At 70.8% G+C, this 15,851-nt stretch carries 17 protein-coding genes; 11 read left to right on the forward strand and 6 right to left on the reverse strand.

Features of this window, described 5'->3' with window-relative positions; genetic code table 11:
* Nucleotides 1-2 precede the first annotated feature (2 nt).
* Nucleotides 3-803: a VOC family protein gene (locus tag OG736_RS32305; RefSeq protein ID WP_327185492.1), complete on the reverse strand. Its 801-nt coding sequence runs from the start codon at nucleotides 801-803 to the stop codon at nucleotides 3-5.
* Nucleotides 804-1,023: 220 nt separating this feature from the next.
* Between OG736_RS32305 and OG736_RS32310 the strand changes: the two genes are divergently transcribed.
* Entirely contained in the window at nucleotides 1,024-1,875 is an 852-nt protein-coding gene (locus tag OG736_RS32310) for a sulfurtransferase (RefSeq protein ID WP_327185493.1), read from the forward strand.
* Between the two features lie 127 nt (nucleotides 1,876-2,002).
* On the opposite strand, the gene sepH is transcribed toward OG736_RS32310, so the two are convergent.
* Entirely contained in the window at nucleotides 2,003-3,040 is a 1,038-nt protein-coding gene (sepH, locus tag OG736_RS32315) for a septation protein SepH (protein ID WP_327185494.1), read from the reverse strand.
* Between the two features lie 520 nt (nucleotides 3,041-3,560).
* On the opposite strand from sepH, the gene OG736_RS32320 reads away from it, so the two are divergent.
* The gene (locus tag OG736_RS32320; protein WP_442817100.1) at nucleotides 3,561-4,382 is read left to right on the forward strand and encodes a hypothetical protein; all 822 of its coding nucleotides are present in this window, start codon (nucleotides 3,561-3,563) and stop codon (nucleotides 4,380-4,382) included.
* Here the strand turns inward: OG736_RS32320 and OG736_RS32325 are convergent.
* Both OG736_RS32325 and OG736_RS32330 read right to left on the reverse strand, forming a co-directional pair.
* Nucleotides 4,306-5,634 carry a D-arabinono-1,4-lactone oxidase gene (locus OG736_RS32325; protein WP_327185496.1) on the reverse strand — a complete coding sequence of 443 codons (1,329 nt, stop codon included), beginning with the start codon at nucleotides 5,632-5,634 and terminating at the stop codon, nucleotides 4,306-4,308. The two genes, OG736_RS32320 and OG736_RS32325, sit on opposite strands and share 77 nt — an antisense overlap.
* On the reverse strand, nucleotides 5,594-6,832 hold the full coding sequence (locus tag OG736_RS32330) for an MFS transporter (RefSeq protein WP_327185497.1): 1,239 nt from the start codon (nucleotides 6,830-6,832) through the stop codon (nucleotides 5,594-5,596). Before OG736_RS32330 ends, OG736_RS32325 begins: the two co-directional genes overlap by 41 nt.
* Before the next feature lie 233 nt (nucleotides 6,833-7,065).
* On the opposite strand from OG736_RS32330, the gene OG736_RS32335 reads away from it, so the two are divergent.
* Nucleotides 7,066-8,193: a ferrochelatase gene (locus tag OG736_RS32335; protein ID WP_327185498.1), complete on the forward strand. Its 1,128-nt coding sequence runs from the start codon at nucleotides 7,066-7,068 to the stop codon at nucleotides 8,191-8,193.
* An 8-nt stretch (nucleotides 8,194-8,201) separates the two neighbouring features.
* Nucleotides 8,202-9,017, forward strand: coding sequence for an inositol monophosphatase family protein (locus OG736_RS32340; RefSeq protein WP_327185499.1), 816 nt, complete (start codon nucleotides 8,202-8,204; stop codon nucleotides 9,015-9,017).
* A 74-nt stretch (nucleotides 9,018-9,091) separates the two neighbouring features.
* Here OG736_RS32340 and OG736_RS32345 read toward each other — a convergent pair whose 3' ends face one another.
* Nucleotides 9,092-9,265 (reverse strand): hypothetical protein, encoded by a 174-nt coding sequence (locus tag OG736_RS32345; protein WP_171399964.1) that lies wholly within the window; start codon nucleotides 9,263-9,265, stop codon nucleotides 9,092-9,094.
* 416 nt (nucleotides 9,266-9,681) lie between these two features.
* On the opposite strand from OG736_RS32345, the gene OG736_RS32350 reads away from it, so the two are divergent.
* The 4 genes from OG736_RS32350 to OG736_RS32365 all read left to right on the forward strand — a co-directional run bounded on the left by OG736_RS32350 (nucleotide 9,682) and on the right by OG736_RS32365 (nucleotide 13,285).
* Nucleotides 9,682-10,335, forward strand: coding sequence for a response regulator transcription factor (locus tag OG736_RS32350; protein ID WP_020125132.1), 654 nt, complete (start codon nucleotides 9,682-9,684; stop codon nucleotides 10,333-10,335).
* A gap of 6 nt (nucleotides 10,336-10,341) precedes the next feature.
* Nucleotides 10,342-11,586, forward strand: coding sequence for a sensor histidine kinase (locus OG736_RS32355; RefSeq protein ID WP_327185500.1), 1,245 nt, complete (start codon nucleotides 10,342-10,344; stop codon nucleotides 11,584-11,586).
* A 396-nt stretch (nucleotides 11,587-11,982) separates the two neighbouring features.
* Complete coding sequence (locus OG736_RS32360) at nucleotides 11,983-12,279, forward strand: DUF4193 domain-containing protein (protein ID WP_003993510.1); 297 nt, start codon at nucleotides 11,983-11,985, stop codon at nucleotides 12,277-12,279.
* A 13-nt stretch (nucleotides 12,280-12,292) separates the two neighbouring features.
* Nucleotides 12,293-13,285: a hypothetical protein gene (locus OG736_RS32365; RefSeq protein ID WP_327185501.1), complete on the forward strand. Its 993-nt coding sequence runs from the start codon at nucleotides 12,293-12,295 to the stop codon at nucleotides 13,283-13,285.
* A gap of 9 nt (nucleotides 13,286-13,294) precedes the next feature.
* Here the strand turns inward: OG736_RS32365 and OG736_RS32370 are convergent, their stop codons facing one another.
* Nucleotides 13,295-13,759: a DUF3093 domain-containing protein gene (locus tag OG736_RS32370; RefSeq protein WP_142266559.1), complete on the reverse strand. Its 465-nt coding sequence runs from the start codon at nucleotides 13,757-13,759 to the stop codon at nucleotides 13,295-13,297.
* Nucleotides 13,760-13,817: 58 nt separating this feature from the next.
* Here OG736_RS32370 and OG736_RS32375 point away from each other — a divergent pair, with 58 nt between their 5' ends.
* The 3 genes from OG736_RS32375 to OG736_RS32385 are packed head-to-tail and all read left to right on the forward strand — an operon-like array spanning nucleotide 13,818 to nucleotide 15,716.
* Nucleotides 13,818-14,402, forward strand: coding sequence for a PaaI family thioesterase (locus OG736_RS32375; RefSeq protein WP_057605711.1), 585 nt, complete (start codon nucleotides 13,818-13,820; stop codon nucleotides 14,400-14,402).
* A complete protein-coding gene (gene dut / locus OG736_RS32380; protein ID WP_327185502.1) occupies nucleotides 14,399-14,950 on the forward strand; it encodes a dUTP diphosphatase in 552 nt (183 codons plus the stop codon). Before OG736_RS32375 ends, dut begins: the two co-directional genes overlap by 4 nt.
* A 1-nt stretch (nucleotide 14,951) precedes the next feature.
* Complete coding sequence (locus OG736_RS32385; RefSeq protein ID WP_054243625.1) at nucleotides 14,952-15,716, forward strand: DUF3710 domain-containing protein; 765 nt, start codon at nucleotides 14,952-14,954, stop codon at nucleotides 15,714-15,716.
* Nucleotides 15,717-15,851 lie beyond the last annotated feature (135 nt).

Genomic DNA, 15,851 nt, shown 5'->3' on the forward strand with positions numbered 1-15,851 from the left:
CCTCACCGAGGCCCCTGGATCAGGGAGAAGTGGGCCCCCTCGGGGTCGGCCACGCCCGCCACGCGCCCGTGCTCGCTGTCCTGGGCCGGCTCGAGGACCTGCCCGCCGAGATCGACGACGAGGCCGAGCGCCGCGTCCGTGTCGGCCACCTCGAAGTACGTCGTCCAGTGCGGTCCCCGGTCCCGGGGCAGCGCGGCGCCCACCCCGTGGATGCCGGCGACCGGGTGGCCGGCGACGTGCAGGGTCACGTGGTCGAAGTCGGCGGACACCACGGTCTCCTCGTAGCCGAAGACCGTCTCGTAGAACTTGCGGACGCTCGCGGCCTCGTAGGTCGTCAGCTCGTTCCAGGCGGGGGTGCCGGGCACGCCGGTGATGGCGGTGCCGACGTGGCCCGCCGCCTGCCAGACGCCGAAGACGGCGCCGGAGGGGTCGGAGCCGATGGCCAGCCGTCCGGCGTCGGGGGCGTCCAGCGGGCCGACGCCGATCGTGCCGCCGCACAGCCGGACCGTTTCGGCAGTCGTGTCCACGTCGGCCGCGGCGAAATAGGGCGTCCAGGCGACCGGGAGGTGGCGGTCCGGGGGCAGCTGACCGATCCCGGCCACCTCGTGGCCGTCGAGCACCGCCCGCACATAGGGCCCCAACTGCTCCGGGCCGGGCCGGAACTCCCAGCCGAACAGCTCGCCGTAGAACTCCTGCGTCGCGGTCAACCCGTGCGCCATCAGGCTCACCCAGCAGGGTGTACCGGGCGCGTACCGGGCGTGTGCTGCGCCGATCGGGCCGGCCGACCCACCTGCCTCGGTCATCGTCACTCTCTCCTCAGCCCCTTGCGGTGGCCGTGTCGCTTCCGCCCTCGGAGGATGCCTGATAGGGGGTTTCTCTTTGGATTACGTGTGGTTGTCGCCGTATGTCGATCGCCTGTACGGCATGTGCTCGATCCCGCACGCCGCGTGATCGAGCCTGTCCGGCCGAGCAGAGTAGCCGGACATGAGCGATGGGGCCACCCCGTGCGCGAGGATGGTGACCATGAACGCCATCATCACCGCATCGGAACTGGCCGGCGACCTGGCGGGGGAGAACCCGCCCGTCGTCCTCGACGTCCGCTGGCAGCTCAGCGTGGCGAAGGCGGCGGGGGAGCCGCCGTTCGACGGGCGCGCCGCGTACGAGGCCGGGCATGTGCCCGGCGCGGTCTATGTCGACCTGGACCGGGAGCTCGCGGGCGGTCCGGGCGGCCGCGGCCGGCATCCGCTGCCCGACATCGCGCTGTTCGGTTCCGCGATGCGCCGGGCGGGTGTCTCGGCGAGCAGGCCGGTGGTCGTGTACGACGGCGGGCAGGGCTGGGCGGCGGCCCGCGCGTGGTGGCTGCTGCGCTGGACGGGTCACCCGGACGTGCGGGTCCTCGACGGCGGGTTGCCGTCGTGGCAGGGAGACCTCTCGGTCGGCGTCCCCGCGCGCGTGGAGGGCGACTTCGAGCCGGTGCCGGGTGCCACCGGACTCCTCGACGCTGACGGGGCCGCCGCTCTCGCCGGCTCCGGAGTGCTGTTCGACGCCCGCGCGGGGGAGCGGTACCGGGGTGAGGTCGAGCCGATCGACCGGGTCGGCGGGCACATTCCGGGTGCCGTCTCCGCACCCACGAACGACAACGTGGGCCCGGACGGCCGCTTCCTGTCCGCGGCGGACCTGAGGGACCGCTTCAAGGCGCTGGGGGCGTCCGACGGCACCGAGGTCGGCGTGTACTGCGGCTCGGGCGTCTCCGGGGCCCACGAGGTGCTGGCCCTGGCGGTCGCGGGCATTCCGGCGGCCCTGTACGTCGGCTCCTGGTCGGAGTGGTCCTCGGACCCGGCCCGGCCCGTCGCCGTGGGCCCCGACCCCCGGTAGTCCCGCCGCGCGGACACGTGGGGGAGGGCCGCACCGAACAGATGCGGCCCTCCCCCACGTACGTACTGGTGTGCCCACCGGATTCCGTGAACCGGCCGACGCCTCGGGCGAGTTGCCCGAGGGCCGGTTACTCCTGCTTCTTCCGCCGGGTGCCGAACACGATCTCGTCCCAGCTCGGCACCGCGGCCCGGCGGCCCGGACGGACACCGTCCGCCTCGGCCTGACGGTCGGTGGCGCCGACGAGACGGTCGCGGTGGCTGCCGACGGAACGCGGCATGAGGACGTCCGCGTAGGCGGATCCGGCGGAGGCGGCCGGCGCCGGGGGTTCCTCGGCGGCGGGCTCCTGCTCGTCGGGCTCCTCAGGGGCGGGTTCGGCCGGGCGTTCCGGGACGACCATGTCGCCACGGAAGCTCGGCACCGCCTCCAGCAGGCTGGTCAGCGAGTCGCGTTCCCGTTCGCCGGTGCTTTCCTCGGTCGGCTCGGACGGCTGGGCCGGGAGGCCGGGCCGGTCGAGCGCGCGGTCCAGCGGACGGTCGCGCGGCAGCCGTGCGATGCGCGGGACGAACGGAAAACTGGGCTCGGGAGCGGCCAGGTCGTCGGACTCGCCGATCAGCGAACGTGCCTCGTCGTCGACGGCCTGGACGAGCCGCCGGGGCGGGTCGTACGTCCAGCTCGCCGAGTGCGGCTCGCCCGCGACCAGGTAGACCAGGAGGACTTCCCAGGTGCCGTCGTCGCGACGCCACGAGTCCCACTGGACGGTGTCCTTGTCGGCGCCGCGCAGCAGCAGCCGTTCCTGGACGGCCTCGCCGAGTTGGGGTCCGGCGTTCTCGCCGGGCCGACGGACCGGAGTCTTCCGGGCCCGCTCGGCCATGAAGGCACGCTCGGCCAGCACGGGGCCCTCGAAGCGGCGCACACGGTCGACGGGGATGCCGGCCATCTGGGCGACTTCTTCCGCGGTGGCACCGGCACGTATACGCGCCTGGATGTCACGGGGGCGGAGATGGCTCTCCACCTCGATCTCGATCTGGCCGAGGCGGGGACGGTCGCCGCGGACGGCGGCGCGCAGACGCTCATCGATCGGAAGCGTGTACTCCGTGCTGTCCGCAGCCTTCAGCACCAGCCGTGTGCCGTCATTCGAGACGGCCACGACACGCAGTTCGGGCATGGGGACCTCCCGGGTGGTGCCTGCCGACGTCACGTGCGTCGCTGCTTCCGCTAGTCGAGTGTGGCCTGCCCGGGTGCAGCCTGCCACAACCTTGCCGAGTTGCCCGGCGTGTCGGGCACAGGCCCTGCGCCGCCGTTATGGCACGGTTACCTATCCGCCACGCTAAGTGACCAACACCGTCACCCTGTGCAACTAGCCCCCCCTCAAGCGGTCCAGCGAGGCTCCGGACATCCTGGAGGGAGACCGGGCCCAGGGCTCGCAACAGTACTCCATTTGGGCCACGTGCGTGGATTGGCGCGCCATCCAACTTCTGTGGAGAGGTGCGACTTGACCGTCCGTCGCGGGCGTTTACCGATCTTGGGCGTGGCGTAGTTCACGCAATCTCCCGAAAAGGAACTATCGGTTTCGTCCGTACGTCCCCTTCTCGTGCAGTTGATTGATCAAGTGCGGGAAAGGCAGGCAAGCTCCCGGTATGCGTGAAAGGCCCGAAGTCGTTGGTGAGTCGAGCGCCGGGGAGGAGGTGAAACGGAAACGGATCGACCTGAGCGTGCCTCAGGTCGCCGGCAGCGCCGTGGCCGCGGTGGTCGCCGCGAAGCTCGCCTCGTACTTCGGGGTCTACGGCACGATCCTCGGCGCGGGTCTGGTCAGTGTCGTCGCCACCTGTGGCGGATCGCTCTTCCAGCACTTCTTCAGGCGTACCGGCGAGCAGTTCCGCGACACACAGGTTCGCGACGTACAGATCCGTGACGTACAGATGTGCGACGTACGGGTCCGCGACCCGCAGGTGGCGGCGAAGCCGAGGGTGCGCACACCGCACGCGCCGGGTGAGTTCACCGAGGGCACCGTCCACCGCGCCCGGAGCGGACGCCGCAGGCGGCCGGTGGTGGCGGCCGCGCTCGTCTTCGGGGTCGCGATGGCCGGGATCACCACGTACGAGCTGGTGTCGGGCGACAGCTTCAGCGGCGACCAAGGCACGACGGTCGCCGAGGCGGTCTCGGGCAGCGGTTCCTCGTCCGGTACCTCGCCCGGCTCCTCCGACGAGGACCCGGACACCACGCCGTCGCCTTCTTCGCCCTCGCCCTCCTCCCCCTCGACCGGGGAGACGCCGTCCTCGGGCGGGACCTCCTCCCCGGACAGCGACAGCGGGGAGGACGCGGGCGACGACACCGGAGGCGGTACGACGCCCGGTACGGCGCCGACCACCACGGCCCCGGAGGGTGGCACGGGGGCCGACGACTCCGCGACCCCCGCACCCACGGAGTCCGCTACGCCCCCAGAACCCTCCGCAAGTAGTCGTTCTGGAACAGGCGATCAGGATCCAGCCGATCCCGCAGCGCCGTGAACTCGCCGAAGCGCGGATAGGCGCCGGCGAAGTACTCCGCGTCCCGCGTGTGCACCTTGCCCCAGTGCGGCCGGCCCTCGTGGGCGGTGAAGATGCGCTCGGCGGCGGTGAAGTACCCCTGGTAGGGCGTGCCCTTGACCATGTGGACGGCGATGTAGGCGCTGTCGCGGCCGGAGGCGGTGGACAGGGTGATGTCGTCGGCGGGTGCGGTGCGCACCTCGACGGGGAAGCTGACCCGCAGGCCCGAGCGGTCGAGCATCGCCTTCAGCTCGCGCAGCGTCTCGGTCACCGCCTCGCGCGGGACGGCGTACTCCATCTCCATGAAGCGCACCCGGCGCGGAGACGTGAAGACCTTGTAGGGGATGTCCGTGTAGGTGCGCGCGGACAGGGCCTTGCTGGACACCTGCGCGATCGTCGGGATCGTGGCGGGCACCGCTCGGCCCACCCACTGGGCCACCTGGAAGACGCCGTTGGAGAGGAACTCGTCCTCGATCCAGCTCGAGACCTGGCTCACCGGCTTGCGGGGGCCCGCGCTGCGGTTGTTGCGCTTGGTGTTGGTGCTGCCGGTGTGCGGGAACCAGTAGAACTCGAAGTGCTCGTTCTCGGCCCACAGTTCGTCGAAGTCGGCGAGGACCTTGTCGAAGGGCATCGGTTCCTCCCGCGCGGTGAGCAGGAAGATCGGCTCCACGGCGAAGGTGATCGCGGTGACGATGCCGAGAGCGCCCAGGCCGATCCGGGCGGCGGCGAAGAGCGCGCGCTCCTCCTCGGTCCCCTTCTCCGAGCAGGTGAGCACCGAGCCGTCCGCCGTGACGAGCTCGAGGCCCTTGATCTGGGCGGCGATCGAGGCGGACTCGCGGCCGGTGCCGTGTGTGCCGGTGCTGGTGGCCCCGGACACCGTCTGCTCCATGATGTCGCCCATGTTCGTGAGCGACAGGCCCTCGCGCGCGAGCGCCAGGTTGAGTCTCTTGAGCGGGGTGCCGGCCTCGACCGTGACGGTCATGTTGTCGCGATCAATGTTGCGGATGCCGGTCAAGAGTTGAGGTCGGATCAATACACCGTCGGTCGCCGCGATCGACGTGAAGGAGTGGCCGGTGCCGACCGCCTTCACCTTCAGCCCGTCCTCGGCGGCCCGGCGCACGGCCTCGGCCAGTTCGTCGACGGAGGCGGGCGTGACCTCCCGCACGGGGCGTGCGGCGACATTGCCGCCCCAGTTACGCCACGTGCCGTTCTTCCCGCTCGCTGTCCTGCTCAACGGTGCCTCCCCGACCCGGCGCCGGCCTGCTCAGCCGGCGGTACCCCAGGAAACCGACCGCGACCGCGACGGCTCCGGACACCGCCGGAACCCCGTACCCGGCCCGTGCGCCCGCCGCGTCGATGACCCAGCCGGCGATGGAGGAGCCGAGCGCGACGCCGACCGCGAGCCCGGTGCTGATCCAGGTCATGCCCTCGGTCAGTTGTGCGCGTGGTACGTGCTCTTCGATGAGGGACATCGTGGTGATCATCGTGGGAGCGATGGCCAGACCCGCAAAGAACAGCGCCACGGCCAGAAACGGCAAGTTTCCGACCAGTAGGAGGGGGATCATACTCACGCCCATCATGAACACGCCCAGCAGCCAGCGTCGTTCCGGTGCCCCCTTGAGGTGCAACAGGCCGAAGACGAGCCCGGCCACGCAGGAACCGGCCGCGTAGAGCGCCAGGACGACACTGGCGGCGCCCTTGTGGCCCTGCTCGTCGGCGAAGGCGACGGTGACCACGTCGACGGCTCCGAAGATCGTTCCGGTCGCCACGAAGGTGGCCACCAGAACCTGGAGTCCGGGCGAGCGCAGGGCCGAACCGCCGCCGCGCTGCTCGCGCGGATGCGGCGCGGGCTCGGTGGCCCGCTGGGCGGTCAGCCAGAAGACGCCGACGGCGAGGAAGCAGGCCGCCAGCAGGGGTCCCGCCTCCGGGAACCAGGCCGTGGACAGACCGATGGAGATGATCGGCCCGAAGATGAAGCACACCTCGTCCACCACGGACTCGAGGGAGTACGCGGTGTGCAGTTGTGGCGTGCCCCGGTACAGGGCTGCCCAGCGGGCCCGGATCATCGCGCCGAGGCTCGGCACGGAACCGATCCCGGCGGCGCACACGAACAGCACCCAGTCCGGCCACTCGAAGTGTGCGGCCAGCAGCAGCCCGGTCGCGGCGGCGAGCGCGACCAGCGTCGCGGGGCGCAGCACCCGGCGCTGACCGTGCACATCCACCAGTCGCGAGATCTGCGGTCCGAAGGCGGCGGCCGCCAGCGCGATGGTCGCCGACAGCGCGCCCGCCAGCCCGTAGCGCCCCGTGAGCTGGGAGACCATCGTGACCACGCCGATGCCCATCATCGACAGCGGCATCCTGCCGACGAACCCCGCGGCGGAGAAACGCTTGGAGCCGGGGGCGGCGAACAGAGCGCGGTAGGGGCTGGGCACGGGGTCTCCGGTGGGTCCGGGCACGCGCGCGTGACGGCTCGGCGCGGCGTGAGGGAAGGCGGCTCGGCAGGGACTCGGTAAGGCGTGCGGTGAGCCCGGCGGATCCGGTAAGGCGTGAATGCAGCTCATACAGCTTACGTAGTTAGGCAACCCTAACGCATCGGAGTACGAGCGGCGCCCGGCCGGCACCCCGCCGTTTCCCGCCTGTCAGAGGGGGGTGGCAGGATCGAGTCATGCGAGACGCGCTCGATGCCACCCCCTACGACGCCCTGCTCCTGCTCTCCTTCGGCGGCCCGGAAGGCCCGGACGACGTGGTTCCGTTCCTGGAGAACGTGACGCGCGGGCGCGGCATCCCCAAGGAACGCCTCAAGGAAGTGGGCCGGCACTACTTCCTGTTCGGCGGGGTCAGCCCCATCAACGACCAGAACCGCGCCCTGCTGGACGCCCTGCGCAAGGACTTCGCCGACCACGGCCTGGACCTGCCGATCTACTGGGGCAACCGCAACTGGGCCCCGTACCTCACGGACACCCTGCGCGAGATGGTCACCGACGGCCGTCGCCGCATCCTCGTCCTCGCCACCAGCGCCTACGCCTCGTACTCCGGCTGCCGCCAGTACCGCGAGAACCTCGCCGACGCACTGGCCGCGCTGGAGGCCGAGGGGCTCGAGCTGCCGAAGGTCGACAAGCTGCGGCACTACTTCAACCACCCCGGCTTCCTGGAGCCCATGATCGAGGGTGTGCTGCGCTCGCTGGCCGATCTCCCCGAGGACGTCAGGGACGGCGCGCACCTCGCCTTCTCGACCCACTCCATCCCGAACGCCTCCGCGGACACCTCCGGCCCGGTCGAGGACCACGGCGACGGCGGCGCGTACGTGAAGCAGCACCTGGACACCGCGCGGCTCATCGCCGACGCCGTCCGCGAGCGAACCGGCGTGGACCACCCCTGGCAGCTCGTCTACCAGTCCCGCTCCGGCGCCCCGCACATCCCCTGGCTGGAGCCCGACATCTGCGACCACCTGGAGGAGCGGCACGCGGCCGCCGTCCCGGCCGTCGTGATGGCCCCCATCGGCTTCGTCTCCGACCACATGGAGGTCCTCTACGACCTCGACACGGAGGCCAGGGCCAAGGCCGAGGAGCTGGGTCTGCCGGTGCGCCGCTCGGCCACCGTCGGCGCCGACCCGCGCTTCGCCGCCGCGATCCGTGAGCTCGTCCTGGAGCGTGCCGCGGTGGAGAGCGGCCTCGAGGTCACCCCGTGCGCCCTGGGGGCGCTCGGCGCGAGCCACAACCTGTGCCCGGTCGGCTGCTGCCCCGCCCGCGCCCCCAAGCCCGCCGCCGCGGGCGTCGACAGCCCCTACGCGTGAGGAACGGCGTGACCGACCCCCTGCACACCGAACTGCTCGAGCTCGCCAAGGAGGCCGCCCGCAGGGCCGGCGAGCTGCTGCGGGACGGCCGCCCGGCCGACCTCGCGGTCGCCGCCACCAAGTCCAGCCCGATCGACGTGGTCACCGAGATGGACATCGCGGCCGAGAAACTGATCACGGGGCTCATCTCCGAACACCGACCCGACGACGGCTTCCTCGGCGAGGAGGGCGCCTCCAGCGAGGGCAGCAGCGGCATCCGCTGGGTGATCGACCCCCTCGACGGCACGGTCAACTACCTCTACGGACTTCCCACCTGGGCCGTCTCCATCGCCGCCGAGCAGGACGGCGAGACCGTCGTCGGGGTCGTCGAGATCCCTGTGCGCGGTGAGACGTACCACGCGGTGCGCGGCGGCGGGGCGTGGGGGAGCGGCGCCCGCGAGGGCGAGCGCGCCCTGTCCTGCCGGGCCGCGGCGCCCCTCGAGCAGGCACTGGTCTCCACCGGCTTCAACTACGTCACCGAGGTCCGCGCCCACCAGGCCGACGTGGCGCAGCGGCTGATCCCGCTGCTGCGGGACATCCGGCGCAGTGGCTCGGCCGCGGTCGACCTGTGCGACGTGGCCGCAGGCCGCCTCGACGGCTACTACGAACGCGGGCTGCACCCCTGGGACCTCGCCGCGGGTGACCTGATCGCCCGGGAAGCGGGCGCGCTGACCGGTGGACGGCCCGGAGAGCGCCCCGCACGTGACCTGACGGTCGCTGCCACCCCCGGCGTCTTCGAGCCCCTCCAGCGACTCCTGGAGGAGTTCGGCGCCTGGCACGACTGAGCGCTCGCGCGCGCACGCGCGAAGGGGCCCCGGCGCTGGATTCGCCGGGGCCCCTCCGTGTACCTGCGAACTGCTCAGACGCTCGTCGCGCCGACCTCGACACCGTGCTCGGCGGCGAGGCGGCGCAGGTCGTCGAGCTCGGCCTGTTCCACCTCGACGAGGAAGTCGTCGCCCTCGTCGCGAGCCCGCGTCAGGTCGGACTCGGTCGTCCTTATGCGGTGCAGAAGTCCTGCGGTGAATGCGTCCATGCTGCGCCCCCTCGTCCTGGGTCGTGGGTCGGTGGCACGGGGGTGTGCCGGTTGGGAAGGGGCGATCACGTCTGCCATAGGTGCCCAGCGCTGCCCTGCCGGGCGGCGACGGTGCCGGACACCCACGCCCGCTCTGCGGCAAACGGACCGCGGAGTACCGCATGGTGCTGCGGCACATGCAGAGCGTGATCGCGGGGTGTAAAGCCGTCCTCCCCCCGCTCTCTTCCGTGGAAACCTCAACCTCACGAGAAAATCTCGCATTCCCGGGCTTCACACCCGGCCTTCATCTTCCGCGCACCCGCCTTACCGCCGACTTATGGCCGAAAAGGGCAGGATGGAAGCCCACACTCACCAAAACCCCTGCCCGCGTGCGCTCACTGAGCGCTACGCGGGTGGACACAGGAAGGACAAGCGACGTGCGCGTACTCGTCGTCGAGGACGAGCAACTGCTCGCCGATGCGGTGGCCACCGGACTGCGCCGGGAGGCCATGGCCGTCGACGTCGTGTACGACGGTGCGGCCGCCCTGGAGCGCATCGGCGTCAACGACTACGACGTGGTCGTCCTCGACCGGGACCTCCCCCTCGTCCACGGCGACGACGTCTGCCGCAAGATCGTCGAACTCGGCATGCCCACGCGCGTGCTGATGCTCACGGCCTCCGGGGACGTCAGCGACCGCGTCGAGGGTCTGGAGATCGGCGCCGACGACTATCTCCCCAAGCCCTTCGCCTTCAGCGAGCTGATCGCACGCGTGCGTGCCCTCGGCCGGCGCACCAGCCTGCCGTTGCCGCCCGTCCTGGAGCGGGCCGGCATCAAGCTCGACCCCAACCGTCGCGAGGTCTTCCGCGACGGCAAGGAGGTCCAGCTCGCACCCAAGGAGTTCGCCGTCCTGGAGGTGCTGATGCGCAGCGAGGGTGCGGTGGTCTCCGCGGAGCAGCTCCTCGAGAAGGCCTGGGACGAGAACACCGACCCGTTCACCAACGTCGTACGCGTGACCGTCATGACGCTCCGCCGCAAGCTGGGCGAACCTCCGGTGATCGTCACCGTCCCCGGTTCCGGCTACCGGATCTGATCCGCCGTGGCATCGACACCCGCGCCTCCCCAGGCGCCCCCGAAGCCCACCTGGGCCCCCAGGAGTCCGCAGTCCCCCTTCCCGTGGCTGCGCCCGACCATCCGCATACGGCTCACGCTGCTGTACGGCGGCATGTTCCTGATCGCCGGCATCCTGTTGCTGTCGATCATCTATCTGCTGGCCGCGCAGGCCCTGCGCACCGGCAACCAGCCGTTGTTCAAGATCGTCGGCGTCGGGGGTCTCAAGGTCTCCAGCACCGACTGTCCCGGGCTCGCAAGCGGCCAGACGTTGGACGAGTTCAACGACGCGATCAGCCAGTGCATGAACCACCAGCGCCAGGCGGCTCTGGACAACCTCCTCAGCCGGTCCCTGCTGGCCCTCCTGGGCCTCGCGGTGATCGCCTTCGCCTTCGGCTACGCCATGGCCGGCCGGGTGCTGTCCCCGCTCGGCCGGATCACCCGCACCGCTCGCGCGGTGGCGGGCTCGGACCTGTCCCGCCGTATCGAGCTGGACGGGCCGGACGACGAGCTGAAGGAGCTGGCCGACACCTTCGACGACATGCTGGAGCGCCTCCAGCGGGCCTTCACGGCCCAGCAGCGCTTCGTGGGCAATGCCTCGCACGAGCTGAGGACCCCGCTGGCGATCAACCGCACGCTGCTCGAGGTGCACCTGTCCGATCCGGACGCGCCGGTGGAACTGCAACAGCTCGGCAAGACGCTGCTGGCCACCAACGAGCGCAGCGAGCAGCTCGTAGAGGGCCTGCTGCTGCTCGCCCGCAGCGACAACCAGATCGTCGAGCGCAAGCCGGTCGACCTCGCGGAGGTCGCGGAGCAGGCCATCGACCAGGTGCACGGGGAGGCGGCGGCCAAGGGCGTGGTGATCCGCGGGGAGCAGAAACCCGCCGTCGTCCAGGGGAACGGTGTCCTGTTGGAGCGGATCGCGCTGAATCTCGTGCAGAACGCCGTACGGTACAACGTGTCCGAGGGCGGCTGGGTCGAGGTGACCACCGAGGTCCAGCACGGGCAGGCGGTCCTCGTCGTGTCGAACACCGGGCCGGTCGTGCCCGCATACGAGATCGACAATCTGTTCGAGCCCTTCCGTCGCCTGCGTACGGAGCGGACCGGCAGTGACAAGGGGGTCGGGTTGGGCCTGTCCATCGTGCGGTCCGTGGCCCGGGCGCACGGCGGTCATATCGCGGCCCAGCCGCGCGAGGGGGGTGGGCTCGTGATGCGGGTCACCTTCCCCGTCTGAGATCATGTCGCCGACACACGCGGGGATGTTCGCTTTGCGCGGAATTTTCTGGATCCCGACCTGGCTATCCCGTGTGTGATCGATCACAAGGGCGAATTTCTGGCCATCTACTCTCCGTGATCATGAATGCCGTCGTAAAGCCCGGAAAATCCGGGTTTTCAGGGGTCCTGATCACGGGAAGTACACGGTGAGACGCCTTTGAAGTGCGGCATTCGGACCGTGTACGGTCCCGATCGCCATCCAAGCCGATCACTCGTGAGGAGTTCGGTTGGGTGTCGATTGAGTAACAGACCTTGATGTGAGGCAAAATCTCCGCCTCGAGGCGGGCACAAGTCCGGCCTCTCACGCGTTACGTGCGCTGGAGACACCGCAGACACCCAGAGGGGGAGAGGCGAAATGGCTACCGATTACGACACCCCACGCAAGACCGATGACGACGTCGACTCAGACAGTCTCGAAGAGCTGAAGGCCAGGCGGAACGACAAGTCCGCTTCGGCAGTCGACGTCGACGAATTCGAGGCCGCGGAGGGGCTCGAGCTGCCCGGCGCAGACCTCTCGAACGAGGAACTGGCCGTCCGGGTGCTGCCGAAGCAGCAGGACGAGTTCACTTGCATGAGCTGCTTCCTGGTGCACCACCGCAGCCAGCTGGCCCGGGAGAAGAACGGCCAGCCGATCTGCCGCGACTGCGACTGAGGCGGGGTCGGCCGTGACTGGCTCGACCCCACCTCGGAAGCGCCGCTTCCCCCTGCGGGGAACGGACAAGGGGCCTTCCCAAGGCCCTCACGGCGTGCGTGACGACGAGCGAGGCTCATCCGGTACGGGAGCGGTCCCGGCAGGATCGGCCTCGCTCGAACCCGCGGCTGACCGGGCTGACCTCCCGGTGCCGACGCGGAACGCCGCCCCCGTCGCCAAGCGACGGGCGGCGGTCATCCGGGACAAGGCGAAGGACCTGGCCCTGGAAGGCGTCCGCAAGGGCGGGAACCGCGCCAGGGCGGGGCTGGGGCACCTCGCCGACCGGATCATCGACCTTGCCCCACGGGTCCCCGTACGGGACCTCCAGACGCTGCGCAGGCAGTTCCCCGGTCTCGGGCCCGAGCAGCTCGCGGACAAGCTCGTGTCGGGCGCGGCGAACGCCACGTCCACCGTCGGCGCGGGCATCGGGGCGGCGGCGATGCTTCCCGTGCCGCCCGCCATGCCGACCGAACTCGCCGCGGAGATCACCGGGGTCGCGGCCATCGAGCTGAAACTGATCGCCGAACTCCACGAGGTCTACGGAGTGCGGCCGGCGGGCAGTCTCAAGGACCGCAGTACCGCGTATCTGCGCTCGTGGTCGGGCGAACGCGGCGTCGAAGTCATGAAGCCGTCCTCGATCAACTCGGCCCTCGGCGGCCAGATGAAGCGCGAGCTGCGCCAGCAGATCATGAAGCGCATGGTCCGTGACCTGCCGAACCTGATGCCCTTCATGGTGGGCGCCGCCGTCGGTGCGGTCATGAACCGGCGGGACACCAGGAGGGTGGCCGCGAAGGTCCGGGCCGACCTGCGGAAGATGCAGGTGCCGTGGGACGCGCTGCCGGAACTGCCGCCGTTGGAGAGGCCCGCGGATCCCCTGGCCATGGGGGAGATCTCCAAGAACCCCTTGAACCCCTTGGGCCCCGACGACCCCGACGACCCCGAGAACCCCAGAGAGACCGGGCGCTGAGGGCTCGGGTTACGCCGTCGCCTCCCGCGCCGCCTTCAGCGCCTCTGCCAGGCGCTCCGGCTCCCGCGTCGACAGGTACAGGTAGGGCGTCGGGTCGTCCGGGTCGGTGACCTCGACCCGCAGGGCCGTGGGGATGTAGGAGCGCAGCAGCAGGAAGGCCCGGGTGTCGGCCTTGTACGTGCGCCAGGCGCGCGCCCCGTCCGCGTCCAGGATCTCCGCCTCGCCCAGGGCCGCGACCGGGATCTTCGCCTCGCCCGCGATCAGCGAGTCGCCCACGACGCGGATGCGGAGGGAACCGTAGGAGCTGGCCACGACGGCCGCGGCCGCGGTGCCGCCGACCAGACCGCCGAGCAACGGCAGGGTGCCGAAGGGCAGCAGGATCAGGGCCATGGAGACACCCACGAGGAACGAGACGAACCACCACGATCGCGGGGCGGTGAGGCGTTCTTCGTACGGGGTGGTCGAGAGCTGCATGGAGCCAAGCTTGGCACGGTGTCCTGATATGGCGGACGCGCGGGTAAGGTCTGCGGCTGTGAGTGGTACTTCCGCAGCTCTTGAGCCTCCGGCCGATGCCGTGAAACCCGTTCGGCACCCCGACGCTCCCGTGCCCGGTGAGCTTCTCGGTGCCCACTACGAACACTGTTTCGGATGTGGCGGCGAGCAGACGCACGGGCTGCATCTGGAGGCGCGGGCCGGCGAGGGCGTGACCGTCACCGCCGAGTTCACCGTGCAGCCCGCGCACCAGGGTGCGCCCGGCCTCGCGCACGGCGGGATCCTGGCCACCGCCCTCGACGAGACGCTCGGCTCGCTGAACTGGCTGCTGCGGACGATCGCCGTGACCGGACGGCTGGAGACCGACTTCGTGCGCCCCGTGCCCGTCGGCACCACGCTGTACCTGGAGGCCGAGGTGACGGCGGTGGCCCGGCGCAAGATCTACTCGAGCGCCACCGGGCGGATCGGTGGCCCCGACGGGCCGCTCGCCGTCCGTGCCGACGCGCTCTTCGTGGAAGTCGCGGTCGAGCACTTCGTGAGCCACGGCCGTGAGGCGGAGATCCAGGCCGCCATGAGTGACCCGGACCAGATCAGGCGCACCCGCGCCTTCGAGGTGAACCCGTGAGCCGCGCCCCCCTGAACGTCCTGATCCGGCGTGTCGACCCCGACGTACCGCTTCCGGCGTACGAGCACCCGGGTGACGCCGGAGCAGATCTGCGCACCACGCGTGGCCATGAACTCGCGCCGGGGGAGCGGGCCGTGCTGCCCACGGGGGTGTCCATCGCCCTGCCCGAGGGGTACGCGGCCTTCGTGCACCCGCGCTCGGGGCTGGCCGCCCGGTGCGGAGTAGCCCTCGTGAATGCCCCGGGGACGGTTGATGCCGGGTACCGTGGGGAGATCAAGGTGATCGTGGTGAATCTCGACCCGCGCGAGTCCGTGCGGTTCGAGCGCTTCGACCGGATTGCCCAACTGGTCGTCCAGCAGGTCGAGAGGGTCCGCTTCCAGGAGGTGGCGGAGCTTCCCGAATCGGCGCGGGCCGCAGGGGGCTTCGGGTCCACCGGCGGGCATGCCGCCGTGGGCGGTGAAAGCGGTACAAGCGCCTCGGCCGCCGAGGGCGGCGCGACGGGTGGGAATCGATACGCTTCGGTCGTATCCGACCGGGAAGGACAGTGACGTGTTCGGACGTCGCAAGAAGAAGGGTGCCGCCGAGGACGCGGCCGGCGAGGCCGAGCAGGTCGTCGACAATGTCGACGCTGAGGCGGACGACGTAGAGGGCGAGCGCGAGCGGGTGCGGCTCGAGCCCGAGCCGCGGCCCGACGGGCCCTGGGACGACTCGGAGGTGCGCGACCCGGCCGAGGGCCGTGTGGACCTCGGCGGGATCTTCGTGCCCGGGGTCGACGGCATGGAGCTGCGCGTCGAGGTCGCCGGCGACGCGATCGTCGCGGCGACCGTCGTACTGCGCGACAGCGCCATCCAGCTCCAGGCCTTCGCCGCTCCCAAGCGCGAGGGCATCTGGGGCGAGGTGCGCGAGGAGATCGGCTCCGGCATCACTCAGCAGGGTGGCATCGTCGACGAGGTCGAAGGCCCGCTGGGCTGGGAGCTGCGGGCCCAGGTGCCGGTGCAGCTGCCGGACGGCACGGGTGGCTTCCACGTCGTGCGGTTCGTCGGTGTGGACGGTCCCCGCTGGTTCCTGCGCGGGGTGATCTCGGGCCAGGGCGCGGTGCAGCCGCAGGCGGCCGGTCTGCTCGAGCAGATCTTCCGGGACACCGTCGTGGTCCGTGGTGAGGGCCCGATGGCGCCCCGCGACCCGATCGTCCTCAAGCTGCCGAACGACGCGCAGATGGTCCCCGAGGGCGTCCAGCAGCAGGACGAGGGCTCCCGCTTCTCCGGCGGCATGGGCCAGCTCCAGCGTGGACCGGAGATCACCGAGGTCCGCTAGTCCGCGACGCCAGACCGTAACGGCTGAAAGGGCCGCACCCCGCACGGGGTGCGGCCCTTTGCCGTGTTCGCGTCTCGTGTGCGCTTCTCGCGTTCTTCTCGTGTGAACTCTTGACGGTGCATTGGTCTGGACCTA

It is taken from the genome of Streptomyces sp. NBC_01334 (genome assembly GCF_035983595.1).
In the GTDB taxonomy this organism is placed as follows: domain Bacteria; phylum Actinomycetota; class Actinomycetes; order Streptomycetales; family Streptomycetaceae; genus Streptomyces; species Streptomyces coriariae.

Excerpts from the sequence above, each read along its gene's own strand:
- OG736_RS32305 (WP_327185492.1), bottom strand. The coding sequence starts at position 803 with ATGACCGAGGCAGGTGGGTCGGCCGGCCCGATCGGCGCAGCACACGCC.
- OG736_RS32310 (WP_327185493.1), top strand. The coding sequence starts at position 1,024 with ATGAACGCCATCATCACCGCATCGGAACTGGCCGGCGACCTGGCGGGG.
- sepH (WP_327185494.1), bottom strand. The coding sequence starts at position 3,040 with ATGCCCGAACTGCGTGTCGTGGCCGTCTCGAATGACGGCACACGGCTG.
- OG736_RS32335 (WP_327185498.1), top strand. The coding sequence starts at position 7,066 with ATGCGAGACGCGCTCGATGCCACCCCCTACGACGCCCTGCTCCTGCTC.
- OG736_RS32345 (WP_171399964.1), bottom strand. The coding sequence starts at position 9,265 with ATGGACGCATTCACCGCAGGACTTCTGCACCGCATAAGGACGACCGAG.
- OG736_RS32360 (WP_003993510.1), top strand. The coding sequence starts at position 11,983 with ATGGCTACCGATTACGACACCCCACGCAAGACCGATGACGACGTCGAC.
- OG736_RS32370 (WP_142266559.1), bottom strand. The coding sequence starts at position 13,759 with ATGCAGCTCTCGACCACCCCGTACGAAGAACGCCTCACCGCCCCGCGA.